Raw genomic sequence first — 19315 nt, 5'->3', positions numbered from 1 at the left:
GACTTACTTTCAGCCGCCAGAGAAAGTGGCTGATTGCCCCGGCCTCTTCGTGAGCAAGCTCACTCCCACCGGTCCTGCAACAACCGGCGATTTTGAGTCAGCCCACCATCCCGTGGGAGCGAGCTTGCTCGCGAAGGCTTACTTTCAGCTGCCAGAGAAAGTGGCTGAATGTCCCGGCCTCCTCGTGAGCAAGCTCACTCCCATAGGTCCTCCGAACTAGCCGAAATACAGAGTCAGTCCACGATCCCGTGGGAGTCGAGCTTGCTCGCGAAGACTTACTTTCACCCCCCGAGAAAATGACTGAATGCCCCGGCCTCTTCGTGAGCAAGCTCACTCCCACAGGGTGGGCAACGTGTTCAGTCCATCAGCTCTGCACTGTCGATCCGGTTGACCCCCGCCAGCGCCATGTCTTTCCAGGCCTGGTCCAGCGAGCCGTTCAGGTCGATGGCCTTGCACGCGTCGGCGATCACCCAGGTGTTGAAACCTGCCGCCCGGGCGTCCAGCGCGGTCCAGGCCACGCAGAAATCCAGGGCCAGACCGACCACGAACACGCTGTCGATGCCACGCTCGCTCAGATAACCGGCCAGCCCGGTACGCGTCGTGCGGTCGGCTTCGACGAACGCGGAATAGCTGTCGATGCCGGCGTTGCAGCCCTTGCGCAGGATCAACTGCGCGTGGGTGATATTCAGATCCGCGTGCAATGCAGCACCGTGGCTGCCTTGCACGCAGTGATCGGGCCACAGCGTCTGCGCGCCGTAGGGCAGGGTGATGCTTTCAAATGGCGCGCGCCCGGCATGGCTCGACGCAAACGACACATGCCCGCGCGGGTGCCAGTCCTGGGCCATGACCACATTGCGAAACTGCGCGCCGAGGCGATTGATCAGCGGCACCAGCGCATCGCCGTCGGCCACGGCCAGCGCGCCGCCGGGCATGAAGTCGTATTGCATGTCGATCACCAGCAACGCGGCGCGGGGGTCGGAGGGCAATCGGGAAAGCAGCGTGGTCATCATCTGAGTCCTTGATGCAGTGATTCTTGAGGCTGGGTCTTGAGGCGATGAGTGAAGATTGCGGTCAGGCAAACACGCGGATTGGCGCGCCGGCGTGCCAGGCCTGAATGTCCTCGATCATCTGGCTGAAGAACATCCGGTAGTTGTTCTCGGTCACGTAGCCCACGTGGGGTGTGGCCAGCACGTTCGGCAGCGTGCGGAACGGGTGATCGGCCGGCAACGGCTCGACGCTGTAGACGTCCAGCGCGGCGCCGGCAATTTTCTTCTGCGTGAGCACTTCAATCAGCGCGTCTTCGTCGACGATCGGCCCACGGGCGGTGTTTACCAGATACGCCGTCGGCTTCATCCGCTTCAGCGATTCAGCATCCACCAGCCCGCGGCTGCGCTCGCTGAGCACCAGATTCACCGACACCACGTCCGATTGCTCGAACAGTGCCTGTTTGCTGACGTACGTCACGCCATGCTCGGCGGCGCGTTCGGCTGTGAGGTTCTCGCTCCAGGCAATCACCTTCATGTCGAAGGCCTTGCCGTAGCGGGCGATCTTCTGGCCGATGCTGCCCAGCCCCACAATGCCCAAGGTCTTGCCGTACAGGTCGCTGCCGATGCCGATCTGCCAGTCGCCCGCGCGCAGGGAGTTGGCTTCATCCACGAGGTTGCGGGTGACGCCCATGATCAGCGCCCAGGTCAGTTCCGGCGCCGCGTACTTGTAGCTGTCGGTGCCGACCACGGTGATGCCCAGGCGCGCGGCGGCCTTGAGGTCCAGCGCCGCGTTGCGCATGCCGCCGGTGACCAGCAGTTTCAGGTTTGGCAGTTGACTGAGCAGGGCGTCATCGAAAATCGTGCGCTCGCGCATCACGCAGAGGATCTGGAAGTCCTTGAGGCGGGCGACCATGGCATCAGTTTCGGCCGGGTAGTCATGCAGAAAACTGACCTCGCCGATGGGTTTCAATACGGTCCAGTCCACAACGTTTTCAGCGACCGATTGCCAGTCGTCGAGTACGGCAATCTTCAACCCGGAATCCTGAGTCATTGAGCGAGGCCTCGTTCAGCAGCGAAGTTGGATTTAGTGGCGCTCACAGTACGCCTGCCTGCACGGCTCTGGAAGCCTGAAAGGCTCCATATGTGGGAGTGAGCTTGCTCACGAATGCGGTATTTCAGCCGTTGAAGATTTGGTGGATGTTCCTACCTATTCGCGAGCAAGCTCGCTCCCACAGGGAATGCGACAGGGCTTATGGATGTGCATGGATGACGTTCAATTAAACAACCCGGCCGCGATGTTGATCGAGAACCCCAGAATCGAGGTGTTGAACACAAAACCGATCAGCGACTGCGCCAGCACCACCTTGCGCAGGCCGCGGGTGGCGACGCCGACGTCGGAGGTCTGCACGGCGACGCTCAAGGTGAAGGAGAAATACAGAAAGTCCCAGTAGTCCGGGTTTTCCTCGCCATCGGCAAAGCGCAGCGCCGGCTTGTCGCCGCGCCAGGTGTAGAACACCCGGGCGTAGTGCAGGCTGAAGACCACGCCGATCAGCAGCCATGAGCCAAGGATGGTGAAGCCGGTGAAGGCGTAATGCAGCGCTTTGTCGGCGTCCTTCATGTCCTGAATGCCGGCCAGCTCCAGGATGATCGCCGCCAGGCTGGCAATCGCCGCCACGCAGACGACGAACAGGACTACGCCGGCGTTCTCGTCCTCGATTTCCGCGACCCGGCGCACGTCTTCCGCGCTGGATTTGAAGGTGCGGCGCATGATCATCGCCATGTACAGCCAGCCGGCGACGTTCCAGCCGATCAGGCATTTGCTGATCACTGAAATATCCGGGGCGACGAACGCGCTGGCAATACCGGCGGCGACGCCGACGAGGGTGGCAATGGTCAGGCGGGGGTGGGTCTTGGCAAGGCGGGACATGGAGGACTTCACGGCAGTGAGATGCACGAACAGTAGCACGCAGCCGCTACAGCAGATGATGAAGAAAAACGGCGCGCAAGGGGTTACGCGCCGGTCGCCATTTGGCAGTTTAGGTGATTCTGTCCGGTCGCCGCTGTTCAGCCGCAGGGGGACCGGCTCGGGTCAGTCGATCAGCGCACCAGACAAGGCTGCTTGTTGTTGAATGTCCAGTTCGGCACCAGAAATTGCATCGCGACGCTGTCATCCCGCGCGCCGAGGCCCATGCCTTTGTACAACTCGTGGGCCTTGGCCACCTGATCCAGGTCGATCTCGACACCCAGCCCCGGCTTCTTAGGCACCTGTACGCTGCCGCCAATGATCTGCAGCGGTGCCTTGGTCAGGCGCTGGCCGTCCTGCCAGATCCAGTGGGTGTCGATGGCGGTGATGTTGCCCGGCGCAGCGGCGGCCGCGTGGGTGAACATCGCCAGGGAAATATCGAAGTGGTTATTGGAGTGCGATCCCCAGGTCAGGCCCCACTCGTTGCACATCTGCGCGACGCGCACCGAACCCTGCATGGTCCAGAAGTGCGGGTCGGCCAGGGGGATGTCCACCGATTGCAGCTGGATGGCATGACCCATTTCGCGCCAGTCGGTGGCGATCATGTTGGTGGCGGTGCGCAGGCCGGTGGCGCGACGGAATTCAGCCATGACTTCGCGGCCCGAGTAACCGTTCTCGGCGCCACAGGGGTCTTCGGCATAGGCCAGCACTTTGTGCTGATCGCGGCACAGACGCACCGCTTCTTTCAGCGACCAGGCGCCGTTTGGGTCGAGGGTAATGCGCGCTTTCGGGAAGCGTTCGGCCAATGCCGTCACTGCTTCGATTTCCGCATCGCCGCTGAGCACGCCGCCCTTGAGCTTGAAGTCCTCGAAACCGTATTGCGCGTAAGCCGCTTCGGCCAGTCGCACGACTGCTTCCGGGGTCAGTGCTTCTTCGTGACGAACGCGAAACCACTCGTTGTCTGCGTCGGCTTCGGTGCGATAGGGCAGGTTGGTTTTCGTCTGGTCGCCGACGTAAAACAGGTAGCCCAGCATCTTCACTTCGTCACGCTGCTGGCCTTCGCCGAGCAGCGCGGCGACCGGCACTTCCAGGTGCTGACCGAGCAAATCCAGCACCGCCGCTTCGATGCCGGTCACCGCGTGGATGGTGATGCGCAGGTCGAAGGTCTGCAGACCGCGACCGCCGGCATCGCGCTCGGCAAAGGTGCGGCGCACGTCGTTGAGGATCTTCTGGTAGTTGCCGATGCTGCTGCCGACCACCAGCGTGCGGGCGTCTTCGAGGGTCTGGCGAATTTTCTCGCCGCCGGGGATTTCACCCACGCCGGTGTGGCCGGCGTTGTCCTTGAGGATGACGATGTTGCGGGTGAAATACGGGCCGTGGGCGCCGCTGAGGTTGAGCAGCATGTCATCGTGGCCAGCCACCGGAATGACCTGCATGTCGATGATGACGGGGGTGCTGCCGGAATTCTGTGAAGTCATTGCTAGTTCCTTGCTAATCGCTGGCGCTGCGCGCGCTGTGTTTACGGGTTCAGAGCTTAGGGCTCAGAGCGCTTGGCTCAAGTGTGGCTGGGCGTGACGTCGACTTTGGCGATCGGCACCGCGCCGGGCTTGGGCGTGGTGCGCACGGTGAACACCAGAATCGCGGCGATGATCGAGGTTGCGGTCAAACCGTACAGGCCGCCCTGGATCGAACCGGTCTGCTGTTCGAGGATGCCGAAGGTGGTCGGCGCAACGAAGCCGCCGAGGTTGCCTACCGAGTTGATCAGCGCGATGACGCCGGCGGCGATCCGCGCATCCAGATAACCCTGGGGGATCGGCCAGAACAGCGACGACGCCGATTTGAAGCCCATCGCCGCGAAACAGATGGCCACGAAGGCAAACACCGGACCGCCCGTGGTCGACATGAACATCCCTGCTGCCGCGATCAACAACGCGACGGCAACCCACGCCTGTTGGTGCTTCCACTTGGCCGACAGCGAAGCGAAGCCGTACATGCAGACGATGGCGATGAACCACGGGATCGAGTTGAACAGGCCGACCTGGAAGTCGGTGAGGTCGCCCATCTTCTTGATGATGCTCGGCAGCCAGAACGTCGCCGCGTAGATCGTCAGCTGGATGAAGAAGTACATCAGGCAGAACAGGATGATCTGCGGGTCCTTGAGCAGCTTGCCGATGGACAGCTTCACCGGATTCGCTGCTTCGCGAGCCTTCTGCTCGGCGTCGATGGTGTTGACCAGGGCGTCTTTCTCGGCCTCGGTCAGCCATTTGGCGTCGTGGGGTTTGGAGTCGAGCCAGAACCAGACGAAGAAGCACAGGCCGACGGAGAACATGCCTTCGATGAAGTACATCCACTGCCAGCCGTGGTAGCCCAGCGCGTCGATCTGCAGCAACAGGCCGGAGAGCGGGCCGGAGATCACCGACGCGAAGGCCGAGCCGCTGAGGAAGATGGCGATGGCCTTGCCACGCTCGACGCCGGGCAACCAGCGGGTGAAGTAGTAGATCACGCCCGGGAAGAACCCGGCTTCGGCCACGCCCAGCAGGAAGCGCAGGATGTAGAAGTGGGTCTCGGTCTGGATGAAGGCCATGCAGGCGGCGACGATGCCCCAGGTCAGCATGATGCGGGTCAGCCAGATGCGCGCGCCGACTTTCTGCAGGAGGATGTTGGAGGGGACTTCGAACATCGCATACGCGATGAAGAACAGGCCGGCACCGAAGCCATAGGCGGCTGCGCCGATACCCAGGTCATGTTCCATGTGACTACGCACGAAGCCGATGTTGACCCGGTCGATGTAGTTGACGATGAACATGATGACGAACAGCGGCAGGATGTGTCGTTTGACTTTCGAGACCGCCGATTGCAGGACGGAATCGGAGGCGTCATCCGCCCGTGTTGAGGATGTGTTCACTCTGGTAACTCCCACTGATTATTTTTATGCGGGTGGTCAAGCACGTTGTGTGTGACAAGGTGTGTAAGCCCTGTTGCCAGTCATCATACAAGTAATGATCGCGCTGGCAACCGGATTTGCGGGGGTTGCGAGAAGTATTTCGTCGAGCTAGGCTCGCCTGTCTGACAAGTGGAATGAGTTGCTGTGCGCTGCTGTTTGGCTCTGTTTTCAGGGGTCCTGGCCGTGTCGCGATGAGTTTCCGGCGAGTGGTTGAGTGCGTGCATCGAGCGCGGGTGGTCAGGAAAATACAAGTGGATGGCAGGCTTCGGCGGCCGCCGTTCTTTTTCAGCACTTATAGGACGACTTCTTTTTGAACAGCACCGGACCCTTGCCACCCAAGCGTCGCCAGCACAGCCTGGCGACGGACCTGGTCACCGACCTGAGTCAGCGGATCCTGATGGGGACGATTCCACCTGGTGCGAAGTTGCCGTCGGAGAGCGAGATCGTCCGCGAGCATGGCGTGAGTCGCACCGTCGTGCGCGAGGCGATTTCCAAATTGCAGGCGTCCGGGCTGGTCGAGACCCATCAGGGCAAAGGCACTTACGTGCTCGCGCGTTCGGAGCAGAGCGGGCTGCATTTGAAGGTGGAAACCGCGTTCAGCGTGCGGCACATCATCGAACTGCGCATGGGCCTGGAGACCCAGGCCGTCGCCCTGGCCGCGCAACGCCGCAGTCAATCACAGCTGACGGCGATGCGCGCCGCGCTGGATGATTATCAGGACCTGCTGGCCAAGGAAGACAGTTGCGTCGAAGCGGACCGGCGCTTTCATCTGCTGATTGCCGAGGCCACCGGCAATCCTTATTTCGTGGAGATCCTGCAGAACCTCGGCATCGCCGTCATCCCCCGCAGCCGCATCGCCACCAGCGAACGGGCCGGGGCGAGCCTCACCCACAGTGCCTACCTGGCCAACCTCGAACACGAAGCCATCCTCGCCGCCATCCGCCGCCAGGACCCCGACGCCGCCCGCGCCGCGATGTGGACTCACCTGAGCAACAGCCGGGAGCGGCTGGCGCCGGTGGAGTGACCGACAGGTGATGCGCTCCTTCACTGGGACTGGCTTGAGCCCATAGTGGGACCGGCTTTAGCCGGGAAGGCGTCGGGCGTCACACCGCAAATCTGAGGGTGCTCAAGCTGGCCACTTCCCGGCTGAAGCCGGTCCTACTAAGCGTGCGGGGTCCCACTATGGGTAAGCCAGTACCTCCATCATTACCCCCGACTGCCACTCGAAATACGGATTGAACGTCAGCCGCGCGAAGGCTTTGCCCGGCTCACGATGGCCCCAATCCGAATACCACACCGGCTCGCCATTCAGGCATTTCTGCATGTCGGCGGATGACTGGCCGTTCCAGCAGATCCGCTGACGGCCATTCACCCCGTACAACGGGTTTGCAGGTGAGAACATCAACCCCATGTGCGAGAACTGGGCGATGCGGTATTCCGGCAGGAGATCGCTGCGCACCCGCACCTTCGGGTTTTTCTGCGCCGCAGCCGGGTCGTTGCCGTACCAGATCAGTCGGCTGAGCGGGTGGGTGAAGCGCGCGTTGAAGGTGTCCAGCACGTAACCGGTATCCAGCACCGAATCGTGCTCGGTAATGGCGACGAACACCGGCTTGTCGTAGGCCCCTTTGTCGAGGTGCTTTTGGGCCAATAGCGCGCTGCGGTAGAACTGGGCGAAACCGTTGGTGGGCACGTTCAGGTAGCGGACCGGCGTCTGCATCGGGCGCACGCCATCATCCGGTTTTGCCAGCCAGGGGCGAAACCAGCCGATGTATTGAGTGACCCAGGCGTAGGTGTTCGCAGGTTTAAACGCCGGAGAGAACAGCACCAGACCGGCGATATTCGGGTGCTTGTACGCGTAATCCAGCACCAGGTTCGCACCGGTCGAAAACCCGCCCAGATACACCGTCGGCACCTCCCGCTCAAGAATCTGCGTCTGCTCCCGCACCACTTGCTGCCACTGTCTGAGCGTCACATCCAGCATGTCCGCCGGCTTGCTGCCGTGCCCCGGCAGCAACACCGTGCGCACCAGAAACCCCTGCGCCGCGAGCGTCTCGCCGACGTCATTGAACGACCACGGCGAGTCGCCGAGGCCATGGACCAACAAAATCCCCCGCGTGGCTGGCGCTTTGGGCCGCCATTCCCGAGGTGCATTCCACTCGATCTCGGTAGGGTGATCAGGCGTCTGAAAGGTCCGGTTCTGCTCCATCCAGGCGATGGTCTGCTGGCGATAGTCGGCAAAACTCGCCTGCCCCAGGGGCACCTCGGTGGAGGCGCAGGCCTGAAGGGTCAGAGCGGAGAGGAGGAGGGTGAGACGGTGCAGGGCCAAATTGAGTTCTCGCGTGTTCAGATGTCCAGTTGATCGGGCCGGATGCCGAACGCCTGGGCGATTCTTTCTCGAGTCTGCTTGCGGGGACGCGCCACCGATTCCTGCTGGGCGTAGGCGGGTTGGGAGATACCGAGTCGTCCGGCGACAAGCTCCTGGGTCAGATCCAGATACTCGCGCCACGCCCGAATTGGCGTTGAGCCGTCGACAATCCGGCTGACGACTTCGTGGGGGATCAGATCTTCCCCACCGTGCTGGCTGACGTACTCTTCATAGGGGATGACCACGAAGGCGGGTTTGCCGTCGGGGCCGTTGATGATCTGGATGTTATTAGTAGGTGCGCTCATCGCGTTTTTTGACCTCCTGAACACTGACAATTTTGACCCCGCCGTCCCAGTCGAACAGAACACGATAGTCGCCAACTCTTAGGCGGTAGCCGCAGCTATGACCAGCGAGAGATTTAACGTGGGTCACGTCCGGCATTGACTCCAGCTTGCTGACAGCGTCCCTGATTTGCACCTGATGCCTTGTTTGCAACTTAAGGAGTTGTTTCACGGCCTTCCTTGTCCATGCGATCGTATTCATGCGTCCTTATAAGACTTCCATAAGTCTGGCCTGGATATTACTTATAGTTGAAATCCCATGCTAGCGGCCAATCGCGCCTGGACCAAGATTCAGGCAGACTCCCACCACCCACAAAAACAAGACCTGATGTGTATGAACCCTCATTCCCTTCGCTGCGCAGACACCCCTCATGTTCGCCTTTGACCACGCCCTGGCCCAGGACATCGTCGACCGGGCGATGGCGATTTTGCCGTGCAACGTCAACGTCATGGATTACCTGGGGATCATCATTGGCAGCGGCGAGGCGGAGCGGTTGTATACACGGCATGAAGGGGCGCAGCTGGTCCTCGCCAACAGCCGCGTGGTGGAGATCGATTCGCACACCGCCCGACAGCTCGACGGCGTGCGCCCAGGGGTGAATCTGCCGCTGATGCTGGATCAGAAACTCATCGGCGTGCTCGGCATCACCGGCGAGCCCGATGATGTGCGGGTCTACGCGGAGCTGGTGAAGATGACCGCCGAGATGCTCATGGAGCATCGACGCCAGCAGGCCGATCAGCAATGGCGGCATCAGCGCAGTGAGGATTTGCTGTCGCGGCTCTTGCTTGGCGAAAGCGCTGCCCATCTGGTCGCCGAAGCCGAACAGCTGGGTTTGCAGCCGCAGTTGCCGCGCCAGGCCGTGTTGCTCGAACTGCCTGAAGGCGCGACCTATGCCGCTGCGATGAGCGCGTGGCTGTTGGGACGTTACGCCAATAGCTGGTGCCTGCCGTGCGAGCCGGGGCTGATTTATTGGTGCCGCGCGGTGGGCAAGGACCGCGACGACGCCTTGCTGCTGGCGCTTTTCGACGAACAAGGCTGGCCCGTGCAACGCATGGCGACCGTCGAACCTTCGGCGGATCTGGCCTCCCTGCGCGCCGCCTGCACCGCCGCCCGCGACCTGCTCGATTACGCGCGCCACTTGCGGCCGACCGTCAAACTGCTGCGGCTGGCCAGCCATCGCGTCGCGCTGCTGTTCTGGCGCAACCGCCACGACTGGCTGGCCGAAGGCATCGCCGAGCCGATCAAGCGCCTGCTCGATAACCCGCAGTTGCTCGACACCCTGCGCGCCTGGTTCGACTACAGCGGCGAAAGCCAGGCCTGCGCCGACGCGCTCGGCATCCATCGCAACAGCCTGCGTTACCGCCTTGAAAAAATCACTGAATTGACGGGTTGCGATCCCTACCGGACCGAAGACCTGCTGCGCCTCTACCTCGGCGCGCAGATGGTGGTCAGGTAAAGCGCTGTCGCCGCGTTGTTCGTATGAACAACCGAGAGAGCCTCCGGTTGTGCAAGCGTAAGGCGGTAAAGTCGGCCCACGGTGCGAAGATCGGCCATCAGACAAGGAGAACAACATGAAAATCGTCATCGCCCCGGACTCGTTCAAAGACAGCCTCAGCGCCCAAAGTGTCGCCCACGCCATCGCCGCCGGGCTCATCGACGTCTGGCCTGACGCCGAACTGGTCGAGTGCCCGATGGCCGATGGCGGGGAGGGCACCATCGAAGCGGTCTTGGCGGCGTGCGACGGTGACTGGATGAGCAATCAGGTCAGCGGACCGCTTGCGCAGCCAGTGCAGGCGCAGTGGGGCTGGCTGGCGGACACGCGCACGGCGATCATCGAAATGGCCATGGCCAGCGGTCTGCAACTGCTGAGCCTGGATCAGCGCGACGCAACGATCACCACCACGTTTGGCACTGGCGAACTGATCAAGGCCGCGCTGGATGCGGGCGCTGAGCGGGTAATCCTGGCCATCGGCGGCAGCGCGACCAATGATGCCGGCACCGGCATGCTGTCGGCGCTGGGTGCGCGCTTCCTCGACCGGGACGACCAGCCCCTTGCTCCCGGTGGCCTGGCCCTGGCGCAACTAACGCGTATCGACCTGACCGGGGTCGACCCGCGCCTGAGCAGTGTGCAGTTCGAGGTCGCTGCCGACGTCAACAATCCCCTGTGCGGCGTGCAGGGCGCGTCGCACATCTTCGGCCCGCAGAAGGGCGCCTCCCCCGAGCAGGTGCTGGCGCTGGACGCAGCGCTGGGGCATTTCGCCGAGCATTCGGCTCAGGCATTGGGCCGCGACGACAGCGAGTACCCCGGCAGCGGCGCGGCGGGCGGCATGGGTTTCGCCGCCAAGGCCTATTTGAACGCGTCGTTCCGTCCCGGCGTGGAGGTGGTGGCCGACCTGACCGGCTTGGCCGACGCATTGGCCGACGCCGACCTGGTGATCACCGGCGAAGGCCGTTTCGACGCCCAGACCCTGCGCGGCAAAACCCCCTTCGGCGTCGCCCGGATGGCTCAACGCAACAACGTGCCGGTCATCGTGCTGGCCGGGACGCTGGGGGAGGGCTACGCCGACCTGTATGCCCACGGCATCAGCGCCGCCTTCGCCGTGACCAGCGGGCCGATGACGCTGGAGTTCGCCTGCGCCAACGCAGCGACGTTGCTCCATGACCGCGCGCGGGATATCGCCCGGGTGTGGGCCCTTGCAGCCCGCTAAAGATTCGCCTGCGCTGTCGCCTCGATCAGGCGCGTCGATCAGGCGGTTTTCAGGTGCATCAGCGGAATCGGCCTGCGCATCAACGTGCCCACCAGCACCGCGGCCAACAGGGCGATCAGGCCCGCAACCCACAACACCGAGCCGAAGCCCGAGACAAAGGCGTCCCGGGCCAGCGGCTGAATCATTCCCCGCGCGCTGGCGTCGACGGTTTGCAGCGCAGCGTTCATGTCGCCGGCCACAACCCGTGAGGCGATGTGCTCGGCCTGATCGACAAGGTGGGGCGCGACGGTCGCGAGTGCGTTCTTCAGCGATCCAAGCGTATGGCTGGCCAGCAGCGCGCCATAGACGCCGATCGCCAACATGATTGCGCTGAAACGCATGGTCGTGCTCATCCCCGACGCCATGCCGGTGCGTTCGCGGGGCACGCAGGCCATGATGTTTTTCTGCGTGTCGCCATTGAGCAAGCCCGCGCCTGCACCGGTCACCGCCATCGCCGCCGCGAATGCCGGGTAGCCGCCAATTCCCGTGGCCCAGGCGCACAGCAGGTTGCCGATGCCCACAAGGGTCAGGCCCAGCGCCATCATGGCGGCCGGCGACAGGTGCCGTGACAGCGTCGGCCCGAAGCGCGGCAACAGCAGCATGGTGATCGCGAACGGCAGCATCCCCAGCCCCGAGTCGATGGCACTGAAGCCCAGACCGTTCTGCAGGTAAAACGGCAGCAACGTCATCATCACCTGGGCGCAGCCGGCGTAGGCGAACATGCCGAGCAGGGCGCCGATGAAACGCGGGTAGTTGAACAGCTGCAAATCGACCATCGGCCGACGTTGCAGGCGCTCGGCGATGACGAACAGCACGAGCAGCACCGCCCCCGCTGCCAGGCGCATGGACGTGAGCGGGTGGTCCCAGCCGATTCGGTTGGCTTCGATCAGGCCCCAGATCAGGCTCAGCAGGCTGGCGCTGAAAAACAGGCTGCCCCAGGGATCGAGACGCGCCGACTGCTCGTTGCGCGACTCTTGGATGTTACGCATGACCATCACCAAAAGCCCCAGACCCACGGGCAGGTTGAGGTAGAAAATCCAGCGCCAGCCGATCAGATCGGCAATCAACCCGCCGATCGTGGGGGCGGCGGTCATGGCCACACCCATGCACGCGCCCCAGAACGCCCAGGCCTTGGCGCGCTCGGCTTCGTCGTGGAAAACGTGGCCGATGGTCGCCAGCGCAGAGGTCAGCAGCAACGCCGCGCCCACGCCCTTGATCGCTCGGGCGAAGTCGAGGAACAGAATGTCCGGCGCCGCGCCACAGCCCAGCGACGCCAGAATGAACAGCACCAGTCCGGTGATCAGCATGCGCTGGCGGCCAAAGCGATCGGCCAGGCTGCCCGCTGGCAGCAACAGCGCGGCGAAGGCCAGCATGTAGGCGCTGACGACCCACTCGATGTCGGCAAACCCGGCGCCCAGATCACGCGCGATGCTCGGCAGGGTCACGGCAACAATATTGGTGTCGAGCACGATCAACGCGCACACGCCGGAGGCTGTGAGCAGGGTCAGGCGGGGGCTGGGTCGAGACATGTGTGGGGGCTCCGGACGCTGTTAGGTGCTGACTAACGCAGGTCGATATTAAAGGGGCTTTGTGGTTCAGCGCCGGAACAGAGTAAGCGGATATCCCCTATGCTCTGTTACCCGCTCCCCGCGTTTTCATTACCTGTCAGGTAACGCTCCATGGAAATCCGTCACTTTCGCTACTTTCTGGCCGTTGCCCGGCATCGGCATTTCACCCGCGCCGCCGAGCAACTGGGCATCGCGCCGCCCACGCTGACACGGCAGATTCAGGACCTGGAGAACGCGCTGGGCACCCGCCTGTTTCTGCGTGAACAGCGGGAGGTGAGGCTGACGGAGGCGGGGCGCGCGCTGCAGATCGAGGCCGAACTGGCGGTGCGTCAGTTTGAGACCGCGCAGTACAACGTCCAGCGCGCCGGGCGTGGCGAGGCCGGCAGGATCGAGTTGGGCTACGTCGCCTCAGCGGTGTTTTCGGGGGTGTTGCAGCAACACGTCAGTCAGTTTCGGCAGCGCTATGTTGAGGTCGAATTCAGCATCAACGAGCACCTGATGCCGACGCTGCCGCGGCTCATAGAGGAGGGCCGGCTGGACGTGGGTTTCATCCGCTCCCCCATGCAACTGCCCGATTCCGTAAGCGCCGTGCAGTTGCTGACGGAGGGGTTTGCCCTCGCGCTGCCGGACAGTTCATGGCTGTGCAAACTCAAGGTTATTCATGGGGTGAACCTGCAGAACGAGACGTTCATCTTGCCTGAGCAGATTTCCGGCACCCTGGAAGTGGCGGCCCATGGCGGATTCGCGCCGACCCTGGGTCCGCAGCCGGGAGGTCTGGTGTCGGTGATTGCGCTGGTGAGTCTTGGTCAGGGTGTGGCGGTGGTGCCGGAGTCGGTGGTGGATCACATTCGTCTGCCGAATGTGGTGTATCGGCGGATCGAGGATTGCCAGCCGACCTCGTCGTTGTCGGTGATCCACCGACGCCACGAAAAGGCCCCGGCGGTGATGAGGTTTGTTGAGTACGTCAAAGGCGCGCGGGGGCTGTAAAAAAGATCAAGAGCGTCTGCGTGGGCGCAGACTGTTTCGCCTTCGGCGACTTACTTTTGAAAAGCACCAAAAGTAAGCAAAAGTGCCTGCTCCCGGTTGGGCCCTTCGTTCCTCAGGGTTCCTTCACTCCGGTCCCGCTCCGTGGGCCCGCTGCCATCCGCCATCCATGGCGGGGGGCAGCTCTCGCCGCATCCATGCGGCTCGGCCCACGGAGCGAGACCTGCGTTCAGCCTGCACCCAAGTCGCGATTGGCGGTGACTGAGCCTCTTGTGTATGAAGATCAAGATCAAAGGCTTCCCGGCTGAAGCCGGTCCTACAGTCGAAGTCGCCGCCGCTATTTCTGATCGTTCCCACGCTCCGCGTGGTAATACCGCCCCGAACGCTCCGCGTCCGGAAATGACGCACCTTCAGGCCGGTGAGGTGACACGGAGCATCACGGAATGCATTCACACGCGGAGCGTGGGAACGATCAAACGGCGGCTACTCGTAGGACCGGCTTTAGCCGGGAAGCTCTTGATTTGCTTCTGATCTGCTCTTGCTCTTCATACGCAAAAAGCTCAAACACCGCAGAACGCGACTTTGGTGCAGGCCGAACGCAGACGACGCGGAGTGGGCCGAGCGGCATGGATGCCGCGAGAGCGCCGTCAGGACATGGATGTCCGTTCGGCGCGGGCCCACGGAGCGTCGTCGGAGTGAGGGAACCCGACGAAGTCGGGCCAAACCGAGAGCATGCACCCTTGGTTACTTGGGGTGCTTTTCCAAGTAACTCGGCGAAGCCGAAACAGTCTGCCCCCAGGCAGACGCCCTTGACCTTGACCTTGATCTGGATCTTCGAACAAGCCCCTAAATCTTGGCTGCTTCAGGCACACGCCCATACACATCGGTAAACCGCACGATATCGTCTTCCCCCAAATACTCCCCGCTCTGCACTTCGATCATCACCAGATCAATCACCCCTGGATTGACCAGCCGATGAGTGTGCCCGGGCTGGATGAAGGTCGATTCATTGGTGTCAAGCATGAACTCCTTCTCCCCATTGGTAACCCGCGCCATGCCGCTGACCACGATCCAGTGCTCGCTGCGGTGGTGATGCATCTGCAACGACAACGACGCCTGGGGTTTCACCACGATACGCTTGATCTTGAAACGCTTGCCTTCCTCCAGCACCGTGTAAGTCCCCCACGGCCGGGTCACGGTGTTGTGCAGCAAGTACGCCGGATGCCCCTGACGCTTGAGCGCCTGGGCGATAACCTTGACCTCCTGACTGCGATCGGCGTCGGCGATCAGTAAAGCATCCGGCGTGTCGATGATGATCAGGTTGTCCAGACCCACCGCACCCACCAGCCGCTTCTTCGAGTCGATGTAGCAATTGGTCACGTCGTGCAGCACCACCTCGCCGTTGCATCGGTTGCCATTTTCATCGGCCGGACTCAGCTCGCGAATGGCCTGCCACGAACCGATGTCGCTCCAGCCCATCTCGCACGGCACCACCGCCACCTTCTGCGAACGCTCCATCAACGCGTAATCGATGGAAATGTCCGGCGCCAGGGCGAAGGTCGTGCTGTCCAGCTCGATCTGCAACTCGTTGCGGCCTTCCTTGCTGTTGCACTGCGCCAGGCAATGGCGCACGGCGGTCAGCACGTCTGGCGCGTGAACTTCCAGCTCGGCGAGCAGCACATCGACGCGCATGCAGAACATCCCGGCGTTCCACAAATGCAGACCGCCCGCGAGATAGTCCTGGGCGGTGACGGCATCGGGCTTCTCGACGAAGCGCGCCACCTGATAGGCCTCGCTGCTGAGGGCCTGGCCTTTCTCGATGTAGCCAAAACCGGTTTCGGCGCGGGACGGGATCAGACCGAACGTCACCAGCCAGCCCTCGTCGGCCAGTTTGCGTGCGCTCTGCACGGCGGCCTCGAACGCGGCAACGTCAGTGATCAACTGGTCCGCCGGCAGAATCAACAGCTGCGCGTCGTCGCCATAACGCTCCTGAACGTGCAGCGCCGCGGCGGCGATGGCCGGCGCGGTGTTGCGGCCGAACGGCTCGAGCAAAAACTCAAGCGCCAACTGGTGCGTGTTCAGCAGCCGGTAGTCATCGACGGTGCGGAAATACACTTCCCGGTTGGTCACGGTGAGGACGCTGTCGACGCCGTCCAGCTGGCTGGCGCGATTGAAGGTCTTCTGCAGCAGGCTTTCGCCGTCCGGCAGACGCATGAAGGGTTTGGGCATTGCCTCCCGTGAAACAGGCCACAGCCGGGTGCCGGCGCCGCCAGCGATAATGCAGGGAATTAGTTGCATGGGGTTTCTCGCCTCTTCGATCCATGAATCAATGACTGGGGCTGCACTCCCGATCATTCCGAAGAAAGTCAATTTAATGACTTTATCGTAGCACTCGGGCGAATTAGCCAATTATTTGTCGATTAGGCGCTTTCCGCCGGTGTATTTCAAGGGGCTGTAACGCAGAATTAACGCCTCTCGTCCCCTATTTACGGGGCGGGAGCCCCGGCAACTCGGCGTTGCCTGTAGGTGAACTCAAAGCGGTGGCAAGGCCGGCGCGCGTAAGTCCCTGCCATTCAAGGCGTTTTGCCATCACTGAGCGGGCTGACATCCAACTTCAGCCGTGTCCGGGTGAATTCCAAAGCGTTTCTTGTCGAGGACGCCGGGTTAAAAGATTTTTCATCCACCGGGCTTTTTTTGCAGCACGCGCGGTCAACACATCACGCATCAACTCGAACACGCAAAAGGAAGGGATATGGCAGCGCGCAGGGCATTACTGATTCTTCACGGCAAGCAAGCGCTCAATGAGGATGTCCGCGAGGCGGTGGCGCGCAAGCGCAAACACGGCTGGGAACTGGACGTGCGCGTGACCTGGGAAGCGGGCGATGCCCAGCGCCTGGTGCGTGAGGGTCTGGAGGCCGGTCATCGGCAGATCATCGCCGGTGGCGGCGATGGCACGTTGCGCGACGTGGCGGAGGCGCTGGCGCTGTCCGAAGTCGACGCCAGCCTGGTGATCATGCCGCTGGGCACCGCCAACGACTTCGCCCGTTCGGCGGGCGTGCCGCTGGAACCCGACCAGGCCCTCGACCTGCTGGATGTCCCGGCGCGTGCGGTTGATATGGGTGCGGTGGGCGGTCAGATGTTCCTCAACATGGCCACCGGCGGCTTTGGCAGTCAGGTCACCGCCAACACCTCCGAAGACCTGAAAAAGATCCTCGGTGGTGCAGCCTATCTGTTCACCGGCCTTACGCGTTTCAGCGAGTTAAAAGCGGCCTACGGCGAATTCACCGGCCCGGATTTTCACTGGAAGGGCGAGATGCTGGCGCTGGGGATCGGCAACGGTCGTCAGGCGGGCGGCGGCCACCCGCTATGCCCGGAAGCCCTCGCCGATGACGGCCTGCTGGACATCAGCATTCTGCCAGCGCCCCAAGAGGTGGTGAGCACATTGAAGAGCCTGCTCGAAGGCGGTCTGGGCCTCGACAACATGTTCGTCCGCGCGCGGCTGCCGTGGGTCGAGCTCAAGTCGGCGCAAGGGCTGAATATCAATCTCGACGGCGAACCGCTGAGCGGCGAAGCAACCCGTTTCGAGGCCCGAGCAGGCGCGTTGCGCGTGCACCTGCCGTCGCATTCGCCGTTGCTGGGGCACACGCGACAGCTCGCCTGAGCATCAACAGCCGTCAGATGAGCCGCGACCGCGCGCTCATCTGACGCCGTCAGTCATCCAGGCTGATGATTCGCTCCCTCACACAGAACAGCACCAGCCCGGGCACGTCGTAGATGTGCAGCCGTTTCATGATCTGCGCGCGATGAGTCTCCACCGTTTTGACGCTCAAACCGAGGCCGCCGGCGATCTCGCGGGTTGAGGTGCCCCTTACCACCAGCCGCAGGATTTCCAGCTGGCGGGCGGTGAGGTTATGACCCTCGGCGGGTTCGACAGGCGCCAGCTGGCTGCTGACCAATGCCTGGCTGATGACCGTGTGAGCGATCGCCGGGCTCAAGTAGCGTTCGCCATCGCGCAGGGCGTTCAGCGCGTGTTCGATCTCGCTGGCGGTTGCATCTTTAAGGAGGTAGCCGTGGGCGCCGCACGCCAGCGCACGCATGATCAGGCATGGCTCGGTGTGCATCGACAGAATCAGCACCTTGCTGTCCGGCAGCGTCTGACGCAGGCGTTGTAAGGCGTCCAGCCCGTCGCTGTCGCCCATGGAGATGTCGAGCAGAATGATGTCGGGTTCCAGCTGCAGGCTCATTTCCAGCAACTGATGGCCATTGCTGGCCTCGCCGATGACAGCGTAACCCGGGATGTCCGACACCAGCGCGCGGACACCGGCGCGGATCAGCGCGTGATCATCCACCAGCAGAACGTTGCAGACACTCACGGCTTGCTGCCTTCAGCGCGTCCGCGGACACGCGGCGCCCAGGGAAACAACGCCTGAATGCAAGTGCCTTGCCCGGGCTCGCTGGCGACGTTCAATTCACCCCCCAACAAGCTCGCGCGCTCGGCCATGCCCGCCATACCGCGCTGCCCCTGACCGGCGGGGCTCAGCGCAGGCGCAAAGCCTTTACCATCATCGCGAATGTTCAGCCACAACCCGTCCGGCCGGCGCTGCAGTTGCACGCGCAGGTTTTGCGCCTGGGCGTGGCGCAGCATATTGGTCACGGCTTCCTGAGTAATGCGGAATGCCGCCACCGCGATCTCTTCGGGAATACCGTCCAGGCGCTGCTGGCATTCCAGGCTCCACTGCACGGAAGTGGCTGACAGCGTGCGCAGCAAATGCGCGCGCAGGCTGGCTTCCAGTCCCAGGCTGGTGAGCTGTCGGGGGTTGAGAATGGCGGACAGGTCGCGAACCTTCGCCAGGGTTTCATCAAGGGTGTTGATGAGCGTCGTGCACTGCGCATGCAGCTCCTGCGGGGCGCGGCGCTGCAGCCAGTCGCTCTGCATTTTTGCTGCCGTGAGCATCTGGCCGATGTCGTCGTGCAGCTCGCGGCTCAGGCGATGACGTTCGGTTTCCTGAACCTGCAGCATGTGATCGGCGAGTTCCTTGGGCTGGAACTGAATGGTCCGGTTCGGGCGGGTCATGCTGTAACAGAGGCCTGCAAATGCCAGCCCGTTGACGATGGCCAGCTCCAGCGGCAGGGTGCCGCTCGCCAGGTACGCGATCACATTGCAGCCCGTGGTCGCCAGGCACAGCAGGGCTGCCCAGCGAATGGTGCTGCCGGGGTTCATTCGCAGAACGCCAGGGAATTTGCTGCTGCCATGCATAGCGAATGAAGCCATCGATAATGGATGTCTACACCTGACGGATCTGCCAGGCCATTTGAAAGGGCATTGCGAAAAACACAATGCGGAACTTCCTCTGTACGGGTAGAGCATGTTCTAACGATTATTCGAATGGACAGAATAAGTGCTGATTGAAGCGCG

The 19315-nt window shown here is 62.6% G+C and carries 17 protein-coding genes; 5 read left to right on the top strand and 12 right to left on the bottom strand.

Features of this window, described 5'->3' with window-relative positions:
• Positions 1-356: 356 nt before the first annotated feature.
• The 5 genes from pncA to QWI20_RS03535 form a co-directional block, all read right to left on the bottom strand.
• Complete coding sequence (gene pncA, locus QWI20_RS03555) at positions 357-1007, bottom strand: bifunctional nicotinamidase/pyrazinamidase (protein ID WP_369304195.1); 651 nt, start codon at positions 1005-1007, stop codon at positions 357-359.
• 64 nt (positions 1008-1071) lie between these two features.
• Positions 1072-2037, bottom strand: coding sequence for a D-2-hydroxyacid dehydrogenase family protein (locus QWI20_RS03550; RefSeq protein WP_369304194.1), 966 nt, complete (start codon positions 2035-2037; stop codon positions 1072-1074).
• A gap of 222 nt (positions 2038-2259) precedes the next feature.
• Positions 2260-2913, bottom strand: coding sequence for a DUF1345 domain-containing protein (locus QWI20_RS03545; protein WP_369304193.1), 654 nt, complete (start codon positions 2911-2913; stop codon positions 2260-2262).
• Positions 2914-3083: 170 nt separating this feature from the next.
• Positions 3084-4427, bottom strand: coding sequence for a glucarate dehydratase (gene gudD, locus QWI20_RS03540; RefSeq protein WP_369304192.1), 1344 nt, complete (start codon positions 4425-4427; stop codon positions 3084-3086).
• Positions 4428-4504: 77 nt separating this feature from the next.
• Positions 4505-5854 (bottom strand): MFS transporter, encoded by a 1350-nt coding sequence (locus QWI20_RS03535; protein WP_369304191.1) that lies wholly within the window; start codon positions 5852-5854, stop codon positions 4505-4507.
• 349 nt (positions 5855-6203) lie between these two features.
• Between QWI20_RS03535 and QWI20_RS03530 the strand changes: the two genes are divergently transcribed.
• Entirely contained in the window at positions 6204-6917 is a 714-nt protein-coding gene (locus QWI20_RS03530; RefSeq protein ID WP_369304189.1) for a FadR/GntR family transcriptional regulator, read from the top strand.
• Positions 6918-7073: 156 nt separating this feature from the next.
• On the opposite strand, the gene QWI20_RS03525 is transcribed toward QWI20_RS03530, so the two are convergent.
• Genes QWI20_RS03525 through QWI20_RS03515 form a run of 3 tightly spaced genes read right to left on the bottom strand, consistent with a single transcriptional unit; the run spans position 7074 to position 8801 of the window.
• Positions 7074-8219, bottom strand: coding sequence for an alpha/beta fold hydrolase (locus QWI20_RS03525; RefSeq protein ID WP_369304188.1), 1146 nt, complete (start codon positions 8217-8219; stop codon positions 7074-7076).
• Between the two features lie 17 nt (positions 8220-8236).
• On the bottom strand, positions 8237-8563 hold the full coding sequence (locus QWI20_RS03520; RefSeq protein WP_192172350.1) for a helix-turn-helix domain-containing protein: 327 nt from the start codon (positions 8561-8563) through the stop codon (positions 8237-8239).
• A complete protein-coding gene (locus QWI20_RS03515) occupies positions 8547-8801 on the bottom strand; it encodes a type II toxin-antitoxin system RelE/ParE family toxin (RefSeq protein ID WP_369304187.1) in 255 nt (84 codons plus the stop codon). Before QWI20_RS03515 ends, QWI20_RS03520 begins: the two co-directional genes overlap by 17 nt.
• 169 nt (positions 8802-8970) lie before the next feature.
• Here QWI20_RS03515 and QWI20_RS03510 point away from each other — a divergent pair, with 169 nt between their 5' ends.
• Both QWI20_RS03510 and QWI20_RS03505 read left to right on the top strand, forming a co-directional pair.
• A complete protein-coding gene (locus QWI20_RS03510; protein WP_369304186.1) occupies positions 8971-10056 on the top strand; it encodes a CdaR family transcriptional regulator in 1086 nt (361 codons plus the stop codon).
• Positions 10057-10171: 115 nt separating this feature from the next.
• Positions 10172-11308, top strand: a complete 1137-nt coding sequence (locus QWI20_RS03505) for a glycerate kinase (RefSeq protein ID WP_369304185.1) — start codon at positions 10172-10174, stop codon at positions 11306-11308.
• A gap of 38 nt (positions 11309-11346) precedes the next feature.
• Here the strand turns inward: QWI20_RS03505 and QWI20_RS03500 are convergent, their stop codons facing one another.
• On the bottom strand, positions 11347-12876 hold the full coding sequence (locus QWI20_RS03500; protein WP_369304184.1) for an MFS transporter: 1530 nt from the start codon (positions 12874-12876) through the stop codon (positions 11347-11349).
• A 150-nt stretch (positions 12877-13026) separates the two neighbouring features.
• Here QWI20_RS03500 and QWI20_RS03495 point away from each other — a divergent pair, with 150 nt between their 5' ends.
• Positions 13027-13902, top strand: coding sequence for a LysR family transcriptional regulator (locus tag QWI20_RS03495; protein WP_369304183.1), 876 nt, complete (start codon positions 13027-13029; stop codon positions 13900-13902).
• An 843-nt stretch (positions 13903-14745) separates the two neighbouring features.
• Here the strand turns inward: QWI20_RS03495 and QWI20_RS03490 are convergent.
• Positions 14746-16197, bottom strand: a complete 1452-nt coding sequence (locus QWI20_RS03490) for a mannose-1-phosphate guanylyltransferase/mannose-6-phosphate isomerase (protein ID WP_369304182.1) — start codon at positions 16195-16197, stop codon at positions 14746-14748.
• A gap of 454 nt (positions 16198-16651) precedes the next feature.
• Between QWI20_RS03490 and yegS the strand changes: the two genes are divergently transcribed.
• Positions 16652-17560: a lipid kinase YegS gene (yegS, locus tag QWI20_RS03485; RefSeq protein ID WP_369304181.1), complete on the top strand. Its 909-nt coding sequence runs from the start codon at positions 16652-16654 to the stop codon at positions 17558-17560.
• A gap of 49 nt (positions 17561-17609) precedes the next feature.
• Here yegS and QWI20_RS03480 read toward each other — a convergent pair whose 3' ends face one another.
• The gene (locus tag QWI20_RS03480) at positions 17610-18272 is read right to left on the bottom strand and encodes a response regulator (RefSeq protein WP_369304179.1); all 663 of its coding nucleotides are present in this window, start codon (positions 18270-18272) and stop codon (positions 17610-17612) included.
• Positions 18269-19120, bottom strand: coding sequence for a sensor histidine kinase (locus tag QWI20_RS03475; protein WP_369304178.1), 852 nt, complete (start codon positions 19118-19120; stop codon positions 18269-18271). The genes QWI20_RS03480 and QWI20_RS03475 overlap by 4 nt, the downstream gene beginning before the upstream one ends.
• Between the last annotated feature and the right edge of the window lie 195 nt (positions 19121-19315).

This window comes from Pseudomonas sp. W2-17, from assembly GCF_041060445.1.
Taxonomy (GTDB): Bacteria; Pseudomonadota; Gammaproteobacteria; order Pseudomonadales; family Pseudomonadaceae; genus Aquipseudomonas.
The sequence above is the reverse complement of the archived record's forward strand: the minus strand, read 5'-3'. Positions and strand labels throughout refer to the sequence as shown.